Source organism: Paenibacillus sp. FSL R5-0527 (assembly GCF_038008055.1).
In the GTDB taxonomy this organism is placed as follows: Bacteria; Bacillota; Bacilli; order Paenibacillales; family Paenibacillaceae; genus Fontibacillus; species Fontibacillus macerans.
This window is the reverse complement of record NZ_JBBOYI010000001.1, coordinates 6,422,447-6,440,163: the sequence shown is the minus strand read 5'-3', so window position 1 is coordinate 6,440,163 and position 17,717 is coordinate 6,422,447. Positions and strand designations below refer to the sequence as shown.

Genomic DNA, 17,717 nt, shown 5'->3' with positions numbered 1-17,717 from the left:
ATATGCTGGAATTGTGCGAAATAAACCAGCCATGGCCGAAAACTAGGCGAATCGTTGTAAAATATACATTTACTTATCCGGATATGTAGCCAAACACTTGCTTAAGTGCAAATCCTGCAATTAAAGTTGTCCAATCCGGAGAAGTGCCGAAAATGTTGGATGTAATTGCAGGAAATACAATTAAAACTTATATTACAACTAAACGCCCAGAGTACGTCGATAGCTGCTTTTGTTACGCGTATCAACCGGGAAATGGGGATGGCTTAACCGGATCAAAAGCAAAAGTGCATTTCATTTTCTCTAAATTTTCATTGTATAGCTTTGTATAGCGTTCGTGTCTTGGTATCCCTGCATGCTGCTTTGCACGATTATCCCTCTTGTTCAGGGGGGAGAGGGGGGGTAATCCGGCCCTTTCATTTTTCCCGGTGTCCTGTCCCATTCCTCCCGTCAGGTCTGCTTCACTTCTCCAAACCTCCTTCTCACAAACTTGTCTAACGATCTGGGAACTAACGATCTGGAACTAACGATCTCGAACTAATGATCTCGAACATGTCTGCTGCTCCCAAACCTATTTTCTTCTCCTGAATTTATCTTCCTCTCTGCTTCCGGATCAAATGGGATAATCGTGCAAAGCGTCCGGACAGGGGATATTGATCTGCCGATATTTCTTGCCACGATCGCTTACCGGCCCTCCCTGTCAAGCGCCCTTGCCCGGCTTCCTTGAAAGTACGCCGGTAGACGTTTCTTGCGCGCACATCACCCCCGCTCCGCCGCCGCTTGCAGCTCCGAACCCCGGGGCTTCTTCTTGTACTCATTTGGCGTAACTCCCACCTCTTGCTTAAACAGCTTGGAAAAATACGAGTAGTTGGCGTAGCCCACCTTGTTCGCCACCGCATAAACGGACAGATTGGTCGTTTTGAGCAGCTGCTTGGCTGCCGAGATGCGGACCTGGATGATGTAGCTTCCCAGCGAAACGCCCGTTTCTTTCTTGAACAGCCGGGCCAGGTAATCCGGGTTAAGGTAGACGACTTCCGCCAGGTCGCTCCGGGTCAGCTCATCCCCGTAATGGGCGTGAATATACTGCTTGATTTCCTCGGCCACGGTTTTCGGCTCGGCGGCGAAATTGCGGTAGGCCATGGCGGTGTTGACCAAATACTTCACATATTCCTCCATATCCTCAAGCGAGTGCAGGGATTGCGCCAGCAATTGATCATTGGCCCGCCCGGCGTACAATTTATGCGCTTCGATGCCTTTCATCTTAAGAAAAGCATACACCAGCTGCACGATATCGAGCCGGAACAAACTCAGGCTGGCGGTGTCCAGCTTCCTGTGATTCAGCCGGTCCCGGAGATACCGGGACGTTTCCTCCAGAAACGCGGCGGGATCATTTTGGTCAAGCAGCTGCTCCAAACGCGTTAAATCCGGCGGAGCATATTCCGGCCTGCTTGGCGCATAATCGCGTTCGGCCAGGTAGATTTGATTGCGGGTTTTGGTCAGATTTTCGTTCATCGCCAGAAGCTGATGCAGGACCGGGCCGATGTCTTCCAGCTTACCGGACAACCCGAGGCAGCAGCAAGCGTCGCATTTCAGATATTGGCCGGCCCGTTGAATCAAAGAAGCGCACAACCGCTCCAGCACCACCGATTCCGGCGGCCGGTTCCATTTCAGAATAGCGATCCAGTTGTAATCTTTATATTCCAAAATAGTTTCAACGGAAAAACGCGAGTCATCCTGCAGCAGCTCATACAGCACATTAAGCAGGGCGAAATCGAACAGCCCTTTCTCTTCCCGGCCCATGCTGCCGCTAAAGGGAAACAGCTGGATCAGCACCGGCTGAAAGAGATCGGTCATGCGGTAGAAAAGATGCTGCTCCTCCATCGCCTGGGCCACGGCCGCCGGCTTGACGGGCGCGGGCACGCTTGAGCTCACCAGCTTGCGCCAGAAATACTCGACGATTTTGGCCTGGTTTTTCTGCCAGAAGTATCCCTCCTGAATCGCTTTTTCCTGGCTCTGCTGCTCCTTGGCCCGGGCCGCCGCCTTCTGAATGATCAGCATCAGCTTGTCGAACTCGATCGGCTTGAGAAAATATTCGAAGCTCTGTAGTTCGATCGCTTTTTGCGCATAGTTGAAGTCGGCGTAGTTGGTCAGAAAAATGGCCTGAACGGCGTACTGCTCCTCCCGGATCCACGCCAGCAGCTCCAGCCCGCTGCCCTGCGGCATTTCGATGTCGGAAATGAGGATTTGCACCGGGTGCTCTTGCAAAATTTCCCGCGCCTGGGCCACGTTGTTTGCCGTATACACGTTTTCGATGCCCAGCAGCTTCCAGTCGATTTTCTTCTCCAACGCGGTAACGACATAATAGTCGTCGTCCACAACCAATGCGTTCATAAGGCCACACTCCTGTTCGTTCCCGCCGCCACGTTCGCCGGGAGGGATAAGATTACGCAGGCGCCGCCGTCCTCCTTGTTGAAGAACGATACTGCCGCTTGTTTATCGTAAAGGGAATCCAATCTCTGCAGCGTATTCATGATCCCGATACGGGTACCCGCAGTTTGATCCAGGGGAACCCCGCTTTGCAATTTCTCCAAAATATCCGGCGGGAACCCGGGCCCGGTATCGGAGATGCGAATCACGAGGCGCTCTTCCCCGGCGTCCAGCTGCAGGCCGGCGGCAAGCTCGATCCGCGCTTCCGCAACCCGGGACACCGCATATTTGACCGCGTTCTCCACGAATGTCTGCAGAACGAGCGGCGGAATTTCAGCTTCCGTCAAATTTTCCTCCTGTTCGATCCGGTAGGCCAGGGCATTTTGATAACGGTGCTTTTGGATCTCGAGATAAATCCGCACATGCTCGATTTCGTCCTCCAGCTTGACGAAGTCCCCGTCGTTTTGGAAGATGTAGCGGAAATACTTCGCGGTCGACAGCGCCATCCGTTCGATCTCCTCGTGCATTTGCATTTGCGCCATGCTGTAGATGGACGTCAGGCAATTCAAGAAAAAGTGCGGCTTGATCTGCAGCTTCATATAATCGAGCTGAATCCGCTGCTTTTCCAACTCCCGTTCGTACAGGTCGATTTTGAATTTTTTGATCTGCCCGATCAGGTTTAAAAACTGCTTGTTCGCTTTCTCCAGCTCAATGATTTTGCTGCCCTGAAACTCCAGCGGTTCGCCGTCTTCCGTCCAAAACGCCAGGTTATAGGAAAATTTTTTGATCGGCCGCAGCACCTTGTTCCGGAAATACAGCAGAATGAATCCCAGGCTGCAGGTGATGATCACGGCCAAAAGCAGGATCAATAGCTGGGCGATCATGATTTTTTCAAAGGTTCCGAACTGGATGACCAGCTTGACGTGAAAAGTAGCGTTCGTGAACTGCCCATTCACCGTCGTTCCGGCCTGGAACAGGCCCGGGGAGGAAGAGGCCTGCGGAACATCGTTCAGCACCTGGCCCCTGTTGGAAACCGGACTGGTGATGCTCTGTCCGTTCTCGGCGATCAGAGACACGAAGCCGTTCTCCCCGAGATTTATCTCGCGCAGGGGGCGGATCAGGTTATCTGCGGAAACCAGGCTGATCATGTAGCTGTCGTAATAAGGCACGATGTTCGTAATGTAAAACTTACCGTTGACCCGAACCGGCGTCCATTTGGAATAGAGCTTTTCATAAACGTTCCGATCCTGCCTGGCGTTGGCGATAATCTGTTCCTTCAGCGCCTGGTAATCCGAATAGGAGATACTGATCGGGGCGCAATTGAGAAAAAACGACTGCTTCTTTAAATACACGAAAAAATTGTATTCCTGTCCGTAATTTTTTTGCAGCTCGGTAAACCGTTTATGCAGATTTTCGTTCGCCTCGAAAAACTCCCGGCTGTTCATCGGGCTCGTAGTCATCGCCTTCAAGCTTTCGTCGTTGGCCAGCGTCCACCCGGTATAGTGATTGATGTAGGCAAAGTCATGGTTGATGCGGTCCAGGTACAAGCCGGCCGTATCCTGCAAATACCTCGTGGCCTGCTGCTTGACGATCGAGATCGCGGAAATGCTGATGGCAAAGTCCAGGATAAGAACGATGAAGGAAATCAGAAACATGATGTTCACGTAATGCCGGAGCGGATACTGTTTGTTTTCCGTTGGTTTGGCCATGGCTTCCTAGCGCCGCATCCTTTCCCGCGCACATCAATTATATAAGTTGAACGATTAATTATTCGGATGGAGGCAGCCGGGTGAAATGTTCTTACGATCGCTGTTGCTCCCAGATTTCTAGGACTTTCTTCTTCAGAATCATTTCACCCTTTTGCCTTTTTCCTGACTATTCTCTGGTTCAACTTATTAAATGAATGCGCTTTTACGGAGGTTTAACCCTATTATAAAACCTTTGGCCGAAAAAAGAATACGTGAGTCCATGCGGTTTGCGGGAAAAGTCCGGAAAGTGCAAACGAAGGTCTGAATTGCATTATGATTTTTACGGCCCCAACCATTTATACTGAAGGTGTCCAAAATTACTTACAACATTTGGATTCACAGGCTAAAATACACTTTCGAGGAGATGAAGATCCGTACCGAAGCGTACAACCGGTATATAGGTGCGGAATAAAAGGAGATGGTCAAAATGGCAAGACGTTTTAAGGCGTTTACGGCATCCGTAGTGGCGGTGCTTATGGCAGCGGTATTTATGGCGGGCAATTTCGCGTATATTCAGCCGGTCCGCGCGGCGAGCCTAGAGGGCGTAACGCAAGCCGATCCCGGCCCGGTCCCGGACGGCTCGCTGCGAGTCCACTATCAGCGCGCCGATCAGCAATACGGCCATATGGGCCTGTGGTTGTGGGGCGACGTAAAGGCTCCGTCCGAGCAGGCCGGCAGCTGGCCGGGCGGGGCGACCGCTTTTGACGGCAACCAAACTACAAGCTACGGGGCTTATCTCGACATCCCGCTCAAGGATAATGCCGCTCATCTTAATTTCATCGTGGTCGACAAGACGAACGGGGTCAAGGAGAGCGGCGATAAGTACGTCGCGTTGACGGCGTCGGGACCGAAGGAAGTATGGATCAAGGAAGGTTCGGATGAGGTGTATCTCCAGGAGCCGTCCGGGCCGCCTACCGGCGGGCCGGAAGACAGTCTGGCTAATTTTCCCGCATGGTCGCAGGATTCCGTGATTTACGAAGTCAATGTCCGGCAGTTTACCAAAGAAGGCACTTTCGCGGCGTTCGAAGCGCATTTGCCGCGGCTTAAGGAGCTTGGCGCGGAGATTTTGTGGTTGATGCCGATCCACCCGATCTCGCAGGAGAAGCGGGTCGGCACGTTAGGATCGTATTATTCGGTTGCGGACTACAAAGCGGTGAATCCAGAGTTCGGGACGATGGACGATTTCAAGCGTCTGGTGGACAAAGCGCACGATATGGGCTTTAAGGTGATGCTGGATTGGGTGGCCAACCACAGCGGCTGGGATCATCCGTGGATACAAAATAAATCGTGGTACGTGACCGACGCCGGCGGCAACATCGTCGCCCCGGAAGGCTGGTCGGATGCCGCCGAGCTGAATTACGACAATCCCGACATGCGCGCGGCGATGATCGATGCCATGGTTTATTGGGTAAGGGAAGCGGATATCGACGGCTACCGGGCCGATTTCGCCTCCGGCGTGCCGCAGGATTTCTGGGAGACGGCGCGGCGGGAGCTGGATCGAGTCAAGCCGGTTTACATGTTGGCCGAGGACGATACCCAGCTGGGATTGCTTTCGCAAGCCTTCAACTCAAACTATAATATGGGGCTGTTCTACAACATCATGAAGCAGATTCCGGGCGGGGGGATCAGCGCCGCGGACGTCAAAGCTTTTTTGGATGCCCAGTCGCAAAAATACCCCAAAGGCGCTTACCCGATGAATTACATTACCAACCATGATACGAACTCGTGGGAAGGCACCGCCTCCGAAATGTTCGGCGGAGCGGAGAACCTGATGGCCGCGCTTAGCTTTACCGTGCCCGGCATACCGCTGATCTACTCGGGCCAGGAGGCGGGCCTGAACAAACGGCTGCAGTTTTTCGAAAAGGATGAGATCGACTGGAGCGATCTGTCCAAGCAGGATTTTTATAAGCGGTTGATTCAAACCAAGCGGGAAAATCCGGCGCTGTGGAACGGCAATGCCGGTGGACCGGTCAAATATTTGGCGGCGGACGACGGGCAGGTGCTGGCGTTTGAGCGGGAGAAAGACGGGAACAAGGTGATCGTGCTCCTCAACCTGTCGGGGACGGCGCGCACGGCGGCCGTTCAGGCCGGAGCCTCCGCCGGCCGCTATTATGATGTTTTCGGGCAATCCTACACGAATATCGGGGCTGGGCAGAGCTTTACGCTGGCGCCGTGGGGATATCGCATTTTCGCAAAGTCCGAATAGTGACAATAAAAGTCTAATTTGCGTTATCGCCCTCTTCCGGCCGGGAGAGGGCGATTTTGTGCGAGCGCATGATCAGGCGGAAAAAAGTCCGGTTAGCGCCTGCTTCCGGTCCGGTAAACGCGCCAGGCGGGGCTTTATACTTAGGATGTTGGAAGAGTAAGGAGGGGATGTCATGAAATCCGGTTCTCCCGGCCTGGGGCGGACGCTCGGCCGGGTCAAACGCAACGGAGGACTTTATTTGCTGCTGTTGCCCGCGTTTGTGCTTACGCTGCTGTTTGCGTACAAACCGATGTACGGGGTGCTTATCGCCTTCAAGGACTACAGTCCGGCTTTGGGGATCGGGGACAGTCCGTGGGCGGGGTTCAAGCATTTCGAGAAATTTTTCAATTCGTATCAGTTTTCCACGACGATCAAAAACACGATTGTGATCAGCCTGTACAGCATCGCCACGTTTCCGATTCCGATCGTGCTGGCCTTGATGGTTAACCAGATGCGCCCAAACCGGTTCCGGCGTTTTTTCCAGACGGTCTCGTACATGCCGCATTTCATCTCGACGGTCGTGATGGTCGGGCTGATGCTTATATTGCTCTCCCCAAGCACTGGTCTGGTCGGCAATCTGTACAAATTGTTCGGCGCCGAGGCGCCCGATTTGATAGGCTCGGCCGCCTGGTTCAGCAGCTTGTACGTCTGGTCGGACGTGTGGCAGCATGTCGGGTGGGACAGCATCATTTTTATCGCCGCGCTGTCCACGGTTGATCCGAGCTTGTACGAGGCGGCCACGGTCGACGGGGCCAGCCGCTGGCACAAAATCCGCTATATCGATCTCCCGATGCTGATGCCGACGGCGATTACGCTGCTGATTTTGCGGGTCGGCGGACTGCTTGGGGTCGGGTTTGAAAAAGTGTACCTGATGCAAAACGACCTGAACATTACCGCCAGCGAAATTTTGTCCACGTACATTTACAAAATCGGGCTGCTGAGCAGCCAGTACAGCTTTTCCTCGGCCGTTAACCTGTTCAACACCGTGATCAATTTCTTGCTGTTGATTCTGGTGAACCAGATCTCCAAAAAATACAGCGAGAACAGTCTTTGGTAAAGGAGGGAAAAGAACATGGACACAGGGCATCCGGAAGTAAGTCCGGCCGCGCAGCCGGTCAACAACCGATCCTCCGACAAGGTGATGGAGGTGGCGCTGTATGTATTCGCGGTCTTGTTTCTGATCATTTTGATGTATCCGCTTTATTTTATCGTCGTCGCCTCCTTCAGCGATCCGTCCGCGGTGGCGAACGGGCAGGTGTGGTTTTATCCCAAGGGCTTCACGCTGGACGGGTACAAGGAGCTGCTGAAGCACGAAAATATTTGGATCGGCTACCGGAACACGATTTTGTATACTGCAGTTGGCACGGCCATCGGCCTGATCGTCAACGTGTCGGCGGCTTACGCGCTGTCGCGCAAAGACCTGGTCGGACGGAAATTTCTCTCGTTGTTTTTTATCTTTACGATGTTTTTCAGCGGCGGGCTGATTCCGACTTTTCTAACGGTCCGCGATTTCCACCTGTACGATACGTTTCTGGTCATGGTTCTGCCGTTTTCCGTGATCGTGTACGACATCATCGTCGCCAGAACCTTTTTCCAATCGAGCATTCCCGAGGATTTGTGGGAGGCGGCGCAGCTCGACGGCTGCGGCAACCTCCGTTATTTCGCCCAGATTGTGCTGCCGCTGTCCAAAGCGATCATCGCGGTGCTGGGACTTTGGATCGCCGTCGGCTACTGGAACTCTTATTTCAATGCATTGATTTATTTGAAAAATCCCGATCTGCATCCGCTGCAGCTGATCCTGCGGAACATTCTGATCACGAACCAGATGCAGTCCGGCATGGGCACCGGCGAAGCCGCGCAAATCGCGCTCCGGCTGGCCAACCTGATGCGCTATTCCGTCATCATCGTCGCCACCGTGCCGATCATGTGCGTGTACCCCTTCCTGCAAAAATACTTCAACCAGGGAGTCATGATCGGCGCGGTAAAGAGTTAGTTGGCTGGGACTACCATATAAGTTGAGAACATTTCACCCGGCTGCCCAATCTCTATCCATAATAGTTCAACTTACAAATGATTAAGGGGGATGCTCTATGAACAAACAAGCCGGTAAATTTGCGGCGAAAAAATGGGTGCCGCTGCTGCTCGCGGCTGCGCTGGCCTTCGGACTCGCCGGCTGCGGCGGCGGCAATGCCGGGAACGCCGGCAGCTCCAAGCCGGACGCGGCGGGCAATTTCAACAAGGAAGGCCTGCCGATTGTGGGTGAACCCGTGACGTTTAAGGTGCTGACCATGCGCTGGGGCAATATGGGGGATACGTTCACCCAAAACCAGTGGCTCAAGGACCTGGAGACGAACACAAACGTTAAAATCGAATGGCAGGTCGTGTCCTCCAACGACTGGGGCGAACAGAAATCGATCATGCTGGCCAGCGGCTCGCTGCCGGACATCATCCTGGGCGATCAGACGTTTTCCGATTCCGATATCGTCAACAACTTAAGCTACTTCCGCCCGCTCGACGATTATATCGACCAGTACATGCCGAACCTCAAGGCGGCGATGGAGGAGACCCCGGAGCTGAAAAAAATCAGCACGTTCCCGGACGGCAAAATTTACTCCCTGCCGACCCGGCTGCCTTCGCGCCCGAAAACGAAAAACCAGCCGGTCATCAACAAAGCCTGGCTCGACAAATTGGGGCTGCAGGTTCCCGATACGGTCGACGATCTTTACAACGTGCTGAAAGCGTTTAAGGAGCGGGACCCGAACGGCAACGGGAAGCAGGATGAGATTCCCTATACCGAAACCGGGCTGGCCCCGGATTTCCTGAATCCGTTCGGCATCACCGACATCAACGCCAACAGCATGCTGGTGAAGGACGGCAAACCCGTCTTTTACCCGGTCAGCGAGGAATACAAGGAAGGCCTCAAATACGCGCATAAACTGTACGCGGAAGGCTTGATCGACAAAGAGCTGTTCACCCAGGATGCCACGATGACGTCGGCCAAGCAGCAAAACGCCGATGTTCCGATCGTCGGGTTTACGAACCAGTGGATGCCGGACGCGGTATTCGGCAAATGGAGCGGTCAATACGCGGCCATTCCGCCGCTCGCCGGGCCAGACGGGAAACGTTACAATCCGGGCAATCCGAACGGGATGAGCTTTAACCGCAACGAACTGCTGATCACGACGTCGTGCAAATATCCGGAGGTGGCCGCCCGCTGGGCCGACCAGTTCTACACTAACGAAGCGAGCATTCAAAATTTCTGGGGCGCGATCGGCACGGTCATCCGGAAAAACGACGACGGAACCTACACGCTGATGGACCCGCCCGAAGGCACCAGCGCCGATGCCTGGTACTGGGAGCAGTCACTCCGCGATTTCGGACCGAAATACGTCAGCCCGTCCTTCGAGAAAAACATCGTCCTGAACCCCGAAGCCGGCGACGGTCTGAAGCTGGAGATCGACAAAATGGGCAGCGAATACGTCACTACGCCGTTCCCGAACGTCATGTATACGGCCGAGGAATTCCAGGAGCTGCCGACCCTGACGACCGATATCGACAGTTATGTGGCGGCGATGCGCGCCCAGTGGGTTACGAAAGGCAGCATCGATGAAGAATGGGAGGCTTACGTGAAGAAGCTGAACGACATGGGCCTGGACAAACTGATGAAAATCCGCACCGCCGCGTACGACCGCTATATGAATGTGAAATAACGCCGCGGGTGAAATCTGAGAAATATTGACGGCGCGGCTGTAAGCTGTAAGCTTGCAGGTTGCTAAGCCCTGACCTTGGAGTAGAATGTTCTAAGGCCGGGGCTTTTTTCATGTTCTAGAGAGCGTTGGTATCGAGGATACCTTGGGTGCTATACTGATAATGAAGCCATGGCCGCGGGGCCCGACCGAATCGGGTGGAAAGCAGCATTGATCGCAGGCAGATACCCGCGGCTTGACACAACGCTCTGATTGGAAATATCCAATTAGAATTGGAAATGAAGTAGTAAATATAGCCGTTTGATTGGATATTTCCAATAGATTGGGTTCGGTAGGAGGCAAAGCGAGCGGTCTAAGCGAATTCTGTTGGATATTTCCATTCAGAGCTCAATATTGCAGTCGATGCTGTAAATCTATTGGATTTTTCCAATGGGACGGTCCATAAAACGTTAAACGCTGAAGCTAGGACGGTGGTTTGTTTGCTATCCAGACTCGTTAACCTGATCCCTCGGGATTGGCTCGTTTACATGTATAAATACATGCCGTCAAAAAAATTCAAAAACTGGGTCGTTTACCGGACCCAGCATAAATTTATGGTTGCCGTCGTGGGCGTGATCACCAACGAGAAAGGGCAGGTGCTGCTGCTGAAGCACGCATACCGCGAAGCCGTGGGGCATACCTGGAGGCTGGATGGAGCTGGAGCAGCCGGAAGCCGCGCTGGTCAGGGAAATATATGAGGAAACCCGATTCAAGCTGCAAATAACGGGACTGGCCAAGGCTATTTATGACAAGAAGCCGGCAAAAGTCGATCTCGTCTTTAGAGGAAACATCGTTGGCGGAACGTTTACTCCCAGCATTGAGATCTCGGACTATATGTACTGTGACCCGGGACGCTGGCCGCAAGGTCTGCCGGCGCAACAGAAGAAACTCATTCTGGACATCCTCGCCCGCGATTAAATTCCCCCAAAAACAAGAAACCCCCGCCCTGAGATTAGAGCTCGCGGACGGGGGCCGCTATTGCCTTTTTTTCCGCTACTTGTGTCAATTGTCTTTCACATTGGCGTCCAATTCCCGCAGCGCCTGTTCCAGCACCTGGATGGTAACCGGGTCCGGAAGCCGGTAATCGCTTGGCAGTGTGGATACGACTTGGTCCCAAACCTGACCGTCCACGATCACAAGTTTCTCGGTATCGCCGACCGGGCGCGCAAACCACCGGCTGTATTTGTCGCCGCTGACAAATGAATGTTTTTTCATCCGCGTGCGCCTCCTCTGCGTTTTTGGATGGCGTATTCGTAAACCGCCAAATAATGATCGACCATCTGATTCAGGTCCCAGTGTCTGGCGGCCCATTGCTTGGCGTTTGCCCCCATGCGGAGTCGAAGCTCATCGTTTTCCAGCAGCATTTTTAAATGATTGCCTAGAGAGTCTATGTCTCCTACCGGATATGTCAGCCCCGTCTGCCCGTGGGACACCATCTCCGGCAAGCCGCCGGAATCGCTCACGATCACCGGCAACCCGGCAAGCTGCGCCTCGATGACCGATAAAGGCTGGTTGTCGAGCAGGCTCGGCTGCACGAAAATATCGGCCTGCTGCAGCATTTGCGGTACGTCCTGGCGTTTTCCCCAGAATACGACGTCGTCCTCCAGGCCCAACGCTTTGGTCTGGGCGCGCAGTTTCACCTGCATATCCCCTTCGCCGACAATCCAGCATACCCAGTCGCTCCGCTGCTTCTTCAGTCCGGCGAGCGCACCGGTCAGATGATGCGGCGCCTTCAGCTCGATCAGCCGTCCCGCGAACATAATCACTTTCTTGCCTGCCGGCTTGCGAACGTCGGAAGCTTGCTTCATCCGGTGTGTAAAAGCGGCTTGATCGTAACCGTACGGATACAATCTTAGCTTTTGGGCGGGGACGTTGAAGTCCTGGATCAGCATGTTTTTGAGCCAATTGTTGGCGACGATGGTCGCTTCCGGCGAAGACGCGCCGAAATGTTCAAGCGCATGAAAATACGCTTTGGCGACGGGGGTGGTGGAGGATTTGTGAATGGTGCCGAATTGGCGCTCCACTTCGCGCGCCACGCTGCCGTGCAGCGAAGCGACCAGCGCCGCGCCGCCGGACCGGACCCGCTGGATGCAGCCGGAGGCTATGACGTCCTGGGCGTGAATGACGTCGTAACGCTCTACGTTTAAGTATGCGGCAGCTAACTCGAACATGTACCGTTCTAGCTCCGTATATAAAACGAGCTGGTTCCGGTGAATGAAGGGATAAGTTTCTTTGCTCAATTTTTCCGCAAGCAGCGGACGAACTTTGCTTTTATGGAACTTGGCTTTGCCGATGATCGAGACGTTAGGGTCCCCCGGATCGCCGCCATTCCCAAGGAGATCGACTTCGTGGCCGCGGGCCTGCAGTTGTTTCTGCAGCTGCTGCATAAAAGGCCAAACGCCGCCGACGTGAGGAACGGCCCAGTAAGTGGCTAACAGGATTTTCATATTCGCAGCCTCCTCAATTTAAAAATCCGCCGTTTCTCAGCATCTGTTCGATTTCATCCTTGGTCATCAAGCCGGAAGAGTTCGAGGTATAGGATTTCTCCTGAGCCCGGGGGTGTGCGGCGTAATGCCGGGACAACTCCTTGTTGTCCGGGGAGGGGAGGACCACGAAATACCGTTTGCCGTCTTTTTCGTACAAAACCGTGTGCTTCACCTCATGATCGGAAATCAAGTGCTCGTGCAGCTTCTCGCCGGGGCGGATGCCGACGACCTTAAGCTCCGTGTCCCGGTTTCCGTATTTCTCCACGATGACTTCCGCCAGGTCGGTAATTTTGCAGGCCGGCATATCCGGAAGGAAGATTTCCCCGCCGAGCCCGTCGGTTAAAGCGTCCAGCATCAGCTCCGAGGTGACGTCGCCGGTGACGAAATAACGGGTCATCGCTTTGTCGGTAATGCCGATCCGGTTGTTCTGGCGGATTTGGTCTTTGAACAGCAGCACCACGCTTTCGCTCGTTCCGATCACATTGCCGCTGCGGACGGAGATAAATCTCGTATGAGCGCTGACCGAGTCGGCGTACAGCACCAGCTTTTCCCCAATCGATTTGGTGAGCCCGTAAAAGTTGGACGGATTCGCGGCTTTGTCCGACGAGACGTTGATCACTTTTTTGACGTTGCCGCGGATCGCCGCCTCGATCAGGTTTTGAACGCCTAGGACGTTGGTTTTCAGCGCTTCAAGCGGCTGGTTCTGGCAAATGTCGACATGCTTCAGGGCCGCCAGGTGAAACACATAATCGATCCCGTCGCACGCTTCGATAAGCGCTTCTTTATCGCGAATATCCCCCACTTTGAAGGTTAATGCCGGATGAGCCAATTCGCGGTGCATTTTAACCTGGTGGGATTCGTTGCGGGAGTATACGATGACTTGGTCCGGTTCGTACGTCAGAAGCTTTTTCACCAGCCCGTATCCCCATGAACCGGTTCCTCCGGTCACCAAAATTTTGCTGTTTTTAATGATGTCTCTCACTGTTCTCCCCCCTCGTTCAAATTGGATACGTAACGAATTCCGTGTAAAATCTGTTTCCATTGCTGGTCATTGCCGCTCCATTTATCGAGATCGGACAGCTGAATGGCACAGACTTTCTCGAGCGGCCAGTTGAGCTCTACGATGCCCCTTACCTGTGTGTGATTGACGAGCAGCACCCGGAAATCATGCCCGACAGCGCGGCGCAGCGTCTTCTCCAGCAGCTTGGCTTCCTCCAAAGTGCCTTCGGTGCGCACGAACAAAATCCGCCGGCTCGTAGAGAGTTTGTGCAAAAACCGCTGGATTCGCCGGTCATATTTGGCCTTCACCTCAGGATAAGCGGCAAGGTCGGCGACCGTATTTTTGCCCGCTTCGAAATCGTGGCTGGAAATGATGGAATTGGCGTCATCCGTCACCCAGATCATTCCGGTTTCCGTTACCCCGCCTACCCGTAAATTTTCCAGCTCCATAAATCCTTTGAACCTGGTGTCGATCAGCCGGCAGACATCGTCAAGATTCGGCGAAGCCACCCAGTCGAATACGCCGGCGTAGGGACGGAGATTGTTTTTCTCGAGCTGCAGCGAAGACAAACATAGGTCTCCCAAGCTGAAAATCGCATCGTAGCCGCCTTTTAAATCTGCCAGTTTCATCTCTTCATCTCCTTTCCTTGTTTCGTGAAATCTGCTCCTGCCAACCTGCTTTTCTATGAACCTGTTTCCCGCTCTATCACGCTCACCTCGCTCTATCGTTTTCTGATACTATGAAATGCAAGATTCTCTGCATCTGCTTGGGTGCTCATATGAATTTTTAAAAAAATTGCTAGTTTTTGATTTTCAGAGATAAGCGTACAAGCACGGCAGTTCGATAGAAACATAGATTAATAGAGAACACGGAAAAGAAAGGAGTTGGCGATAGGGATGCCGGTAAAATTACTTGTGATCGGGGTTCCGGAGTCCGGTCTTGGAGAGATGAATTACCTGCTGGCGCAGCTGCTGCCCCTGCGCAAGGGAGAATGGGTGAACCAGTGGGAGGGGGATGTTCAAGAAGAACTGTTGAAATTGAAATCCGGGGAAATCCGCTCGGGGCACCTCTACTACAGCGAGACGATAAAGCGGTTTTTGGATGCGCAGCGAGTTCGCCGGATATTTATGGTGAGGGATCCGCGCGACATGATCTTGAGCATGCTTCTCTCCATTTTGAGGAACCCCGAACATCCGCATCAAACATATTTCCGCCAGCATTTTAAATCGATGGATGAGCGTCTGCTCCGGATGATTAACGGTTTTATGGAAAGCCGGGCCGTCTCCAAGCAGTACGGAGAGGTGCAGATTGGCTATGGGGACATCAATGAGCATTACAACCGGTATTTGCGGTGGATGGACGATCCCGGCACCTTGACGATTCGTTATGAACAGGCCGCCGGCGATCCCAAGCTGCTGCACGGCGAGCTTGCGCGGGTCGTGGATTATGTGTGGCCCGATTTTCAGGAGGGGGGGCGGAAGTTTACGAAGGAGCAGTATCTCCAGCGGATCAGCCGCTTGAAACTGGTGAAGCCTAAACATCATTTGCCGCCAGGGAGATGGAAAAAGGCGTACACCCCGGAGACGATAGCCGCATTCAAAAAGGTTGCGGGCGAGCTGCTTATTTACTTGGGGTATGAACAGGATTTTGATTGGTGAAAAAAGAAGCGGACCATAAAGTGGCCTTCCCTCAGGCTAGGGAAGGTCTGTTTTTTAGGATTATATCGCTAATTACGGTTATTTAACCGGAAGTGTAGTCGGGCATTTGTTTATATTGCAAACTGAAATATGCCGTCAAAACCGTAAGACTCTTGTATGGATCCAATGGCCGGCGAGTAGTCTATAAACTTAAGTAAGTATAAAGATGGCTCAAAACCGAGATCAGTGCTTGACAAAATAAATTATGATAGTGTTCGTGTCTTGGTATCCCTGCATGCTGCTTTGCACGATTATCCCTTTTGCTCATGGGGGAGAGTTGAGGCTAGTCACGGTCCTTTCATTTTTCCCGGTGTCTTGCCCCCATGCCTCCCGTCAGGTCTGCATCAACTTTCCTAAACCTCCTTCTCACAAACCTGTCTAACGATCTCGAACATATCTGCTTCTCCCAATATATTTTCTTCTCCTGAATTTATCTTCCTCTCTGCTTCCGGATCAAACGGGATAATCGTGCAAAATGTTTAAAAAGAACTAAGAAATGATCCTTTAGCCAATGCTATTTGACAGAGTTGCCGAAAAAATAGGTGGGGAATATAACGCTCATAGAAAGTAGGGTGAAAATATGAATAAAGATTTTCTTTACAGTAAGCCATATGTTCCAGGAATAATAGACGATACACCAGTGGATTTGGATATTGAATTGAAGAGATATAACGCTTTTCCTTTTCTTTGAACAGGCCGATTATGATGTGGAAATATTTTGAATTGGATTGAACAAAATCCCAAAAATATTCCTAATGCAACATGCCTGTCGTAGACTACGAGTTTCGGAGAGTCAATTGACCGTATCCAAAAAAAAGCATATAGTTGTAATATACATAAAATTCCAATACGAACAATATTGTGGATGTTATCCTCCATTACAAATAGGAAGGAGTGGTTAAATTGAACTCATCTACGATACTTGCAGAAGTTTTGTTATATATGAAACAAAATTATTTAAACACAAGACAGTTTGCTTTGAAACTGGATATTAACGTAGGAACATGCAGTTATTTGTTAAATGGCGCTCGAACGCTAACCGCCGATCATTTGGATCGGATTACGGAAGTACTGGGATTCCCCAAAGGACACTTTTATGAAAACTATATTCATGAATATCTCCAAGATCTCGATCCCAACTGGCGCAGGATCGGTCCCTTCCTTCGTAAATGTGCGGAAATAGGCAAGTTGGACTGTATCCGGGAAACAGTAAGTTTATTATTAGATGATTTGACGTATACCCCCCCGTTATTTGATATGGCGGAAGAGTTGTTCGAAAACGGCAACTATGCGGCAGCGGAAATACTGTATGAAAATGTGGCCATGAGCGAAAAAAGGCAGTATTCAGAACGCTTGGCCTTATGTGAATATCGGCTGTTCAAAATCCGGATCGGGGAAGACCAAGTGCGGAATCTCAAATTTGCCTACCAATTTGAACCCTTCGTTGACCGGCTGGATGAAGTCCGGCAGCTGGATGCCCTGAAGGATTTGGCCAACTTGTATCGTTCCGTTCGCCAATGGGATCGAGTTGAAGCATTAGCCCATGAGATGGAGCATAAAGCAAAAATATTATACTTTAACGAAAAACGATCCGCGGCAAAATTTCAGGAAATGCAGCGCAAATTAAGCAGGCCGCTGTTTGTATACATTGCCTATGCCAAACTGTTATGTGCTGATGTTTGTGAAGGCAGGAATGATTTTGAAAAAGCGCTACAGTATACTTATGAATACGCGGATTTAAGCTGGGTAAGAGAAACGGATGCGGATACCAAGCACTGGTTGGATTTATTCCAAAAGTGGTCGCAGGCTAATATTTACGCTAATAAACTCATGGGGGGCGATATCGGTATTTTGTCGGAATATGTAGAGTATATCCGGCAATTGCCGGAAGAGATTGTACAGTCTTTATTTTATATTATGAATTCAGCTAACCGATATCAACTAGATGTAGACCATATCCTCCAACAATTTAGTTTAGAGATAGAAACTTGTGGACAACAAACAAATGATTTAAATAGAGGGATAGTAATAACTGATATATTTAACAATTTTCTATATGATCTTGCTTATTATTATGTTCATAAGGGTGATTACGAAAACGGATTCAAATATATGATGCAGGGTCTGGAAAATTCAGTTATAATTAATAAACAAGACAGTATTATCAAGTTCATGGTTTTGTTTGAACAATTTAGACATACAGCAACAGAGAAAATAAATGTAATTTACAAAAACATAGTTAGTGAGGTGCGTCAGGTAGTATGAAGAAAAAATTAATAATCGCAGCAGCAGCTATTGTTCTATCTTTAGTATTTATTACTCCCAGCTTCATTGATCAACCAACAATTACTATTAATCAGCATGGTATCGC

At 51.5% G+C, this 17,717-nt stretch carries 14 protein-coding genes; 8 read left to right on the top strand and 6 right to left on the bottom strand.

The window, feature by feature from the left end; genetic code table 11:
- Window positions 1-756 precede the first annotated feature (756 nt).
- Both NYE69_RS28950 and NYE69_RS28945 read right to left on the bottom strand, forming a co-directional pair.
- Window positions 757-2,388: a response regulator transcription factor gene (locus tag NYE69_RS28950; protein ID WP_328272315.1), complete on the bottom strand. Its 1,632-nt coding sequence runs from the start codon at window positions 2,386-2,388 to the stop codon at window positions 757-759.
- The gene (locus NYE69_RS28945; RefSeq protein ID WP_328272316.1) at window positions 2,385-4,133 is read right to left on the bottom strand and encodes a sensor histidine kinase; all 1,749 of its coding nucleotides are present in this window, start codon (window positions 4,131-4,133) and stop codon (window positions 2,385-2,387) included. Before NYE69_RS28945 ends, NYE69_RS28950 begins: the two co-directional genes overlap by 4 nt.
- Before the next feature lie 466 nt (window positions 4,134-4,599).
- On the opposite strand from NYE69_RS28945, the gene NYE69_RS28940 reads away from it, so the two are divergent.
- The 6 genes from NYE69_RS28940 to NYE69_RS28915 all read left to right on the top strand — a co-directional run bounded on the left by NYE69_RS28940 (window position 4,600) and on the right by NYE69_RS28915 (window position 11,081).
- A complete protein-coding gene (locus NYE69_RS28940; protein ID WP_340929408.1) occupies window positions 4,600-6,378 on the top strand; it encodes an alpha-amylase family glycosyl hydrolase in 1,779 nt (592 codons plus the stop codon).
- A gap of 172 nt (window positions 6,379-6,550) precedes the next feature.
- The gene (locus NYE69_RS28935) at window positions 6,551-7,474 is read left to right on the top strand and encodes an ABC transporter permease (protein ID WP_340929405.1); all 924 of its coding nucleotides are present in this window, start codon (window positions 6,551-6,553) and stop codon (window positions 7,472-7,474) included.
- A gap of 15 nt (window positions 7,475-7,489) precedes the next feature.
- The gene (locus NYE69_RS28930; protein ID WP_340929403.1) at window positions 7,490-8,410 is read left to right on the top strand and encodes a carbohydrate ABC transporter permease; all 921 of its coding nucleotides are present in this window, start codon (window positions 7,490-7,492) and stop codon (window positions 8,408-8,410) included.
- A 97-nt stretch (window positions 8,411-8,507) separates the two neighbouring features.
- Window positions 8,508-10,127: an extracellular solute-binding protein gene (locus NYE69_RS28925; RefSeq protein ID WP_340929401.1), complete on the top strand. Its 1,620-nt coding sequence runs from the start codon at window positions 8,508-8,510 to the stop codon at window positions 10,125-10,127.
- 524 nt (window positions 10,128-10,651) lie between these two features.
- The gene (locus NYE69_RS28920) at window positions 10,652-10,861 is read left to right on the top strand and encodes an NUDIX hydrolase (RefSeq protein WP_340929399.1); all 210 of its coding nucleotides are present in this window, start codon (window positions 10,652-10,654) and stop codon (window positions 10,859-10,861) included.
- Complete coding sequence (locus NYE69_RS28915; RefSeq protein ID WP_340929398.1) at window positions 10,815-11,081, top strand: NUDIX hydrolase; 267 nt, start codon at window positions 10,815-10,817, stop codon at window positions 11,079-11,081. Before NYE69_RS28920 ends, NYE69_RS28915 begins: the two co-directional genes overlap by 47 nt.
- Before the next feature lie 84 nt (window positions 11,082-11,165).
- Here NYE69_RS28915 and NYE69_RS28910 read toward each other — a convergent pair whose 3' ends face one another.
- From NYE69_RS28910 to NYE69_RS28895, 4 genes are read right to left on the bottom strand one after another with little or no spacing between them, the layout of a single operon-like run.
- A complete protein-coding gene (locus NYE69_RS28910) occupies window positions 11,166-11,378 on the bottom strand; it encodes a hypothetical protein (protein ID WP_155619626.1) in 213 nt (70 codons plus the stop codon).
- Window positions 11,375-12,610, bottom strand: coding sequence for a glycosyltransferase family 4 protein (locus NYE69_RS28905; protein ID WP_155619627.1), 1,236 nt, complete (start codon window positions 12,608-12,610; stop codon window positions 11,375-11,377). The genes NYE69_RS28910 and NYE69_RS28905 overlap by 4 nt, the downstream gene beginning before the upstream one ends.
- A 13-nt stretch (window positions 12,611-12,623) precedes the next feature.
- Window positions 12,624-13,622, bottom strand: a complete 999-nt coding sequence (locus tag NYE69_RS28900; RefSeq protein WP_240752630.1) for a polysaccharide biosynthesis protein — start codon at window positions 13,620-13,622, stop codon at window positions 12,624-12,626.
- 5 nt (window positions 13,623-13,627) lie between these two features.
- A complete protein-coding gene (locus NYE69_RS28895; RefSeq protein WP_155619629.1) occupies window positions 13,628-14,278 on the bottom strand; it encodes a DUF1796 family putative cysteine peptidase in 651 nt (216 codons plus the stop codon).
- A gap of 267 nt (window positions 14,279-14,545) precedes the next feature.
- Here NYE69_RS28895 and NYE69_RS28890 point away from each other — a divergent pair, with 267 nt between their 5' ends.
- The gene (locus NYE69_RS28890; RefSeq protein ID WP_155619630.1) at window positions 14,546-15,307 is read left to right on the top strand and encodes a sulfotransferase domain-containing protein; all 762 of its coding nucleotides are present in this window, start codon (window positions 14,546-14,548) and stop codon (window positions 15,305-15,307) included.
- A 942-nt stretch (window positions 15,308-16,249) separates the two neighbouring features.
- Window positions 16,250-17,611, top strand: coding sequence for a transcriptional regulator (locus NYE69_RS28885; RefSeq protein ID WP_340929391.1), 1,362 nt, complete (start codon window positions 16,250-16,252; stop codon window positions 17,609-17,611).
- The last annotated feature ends 106 nt before the right edge of the window (window positions 17,612-17,717 follow it).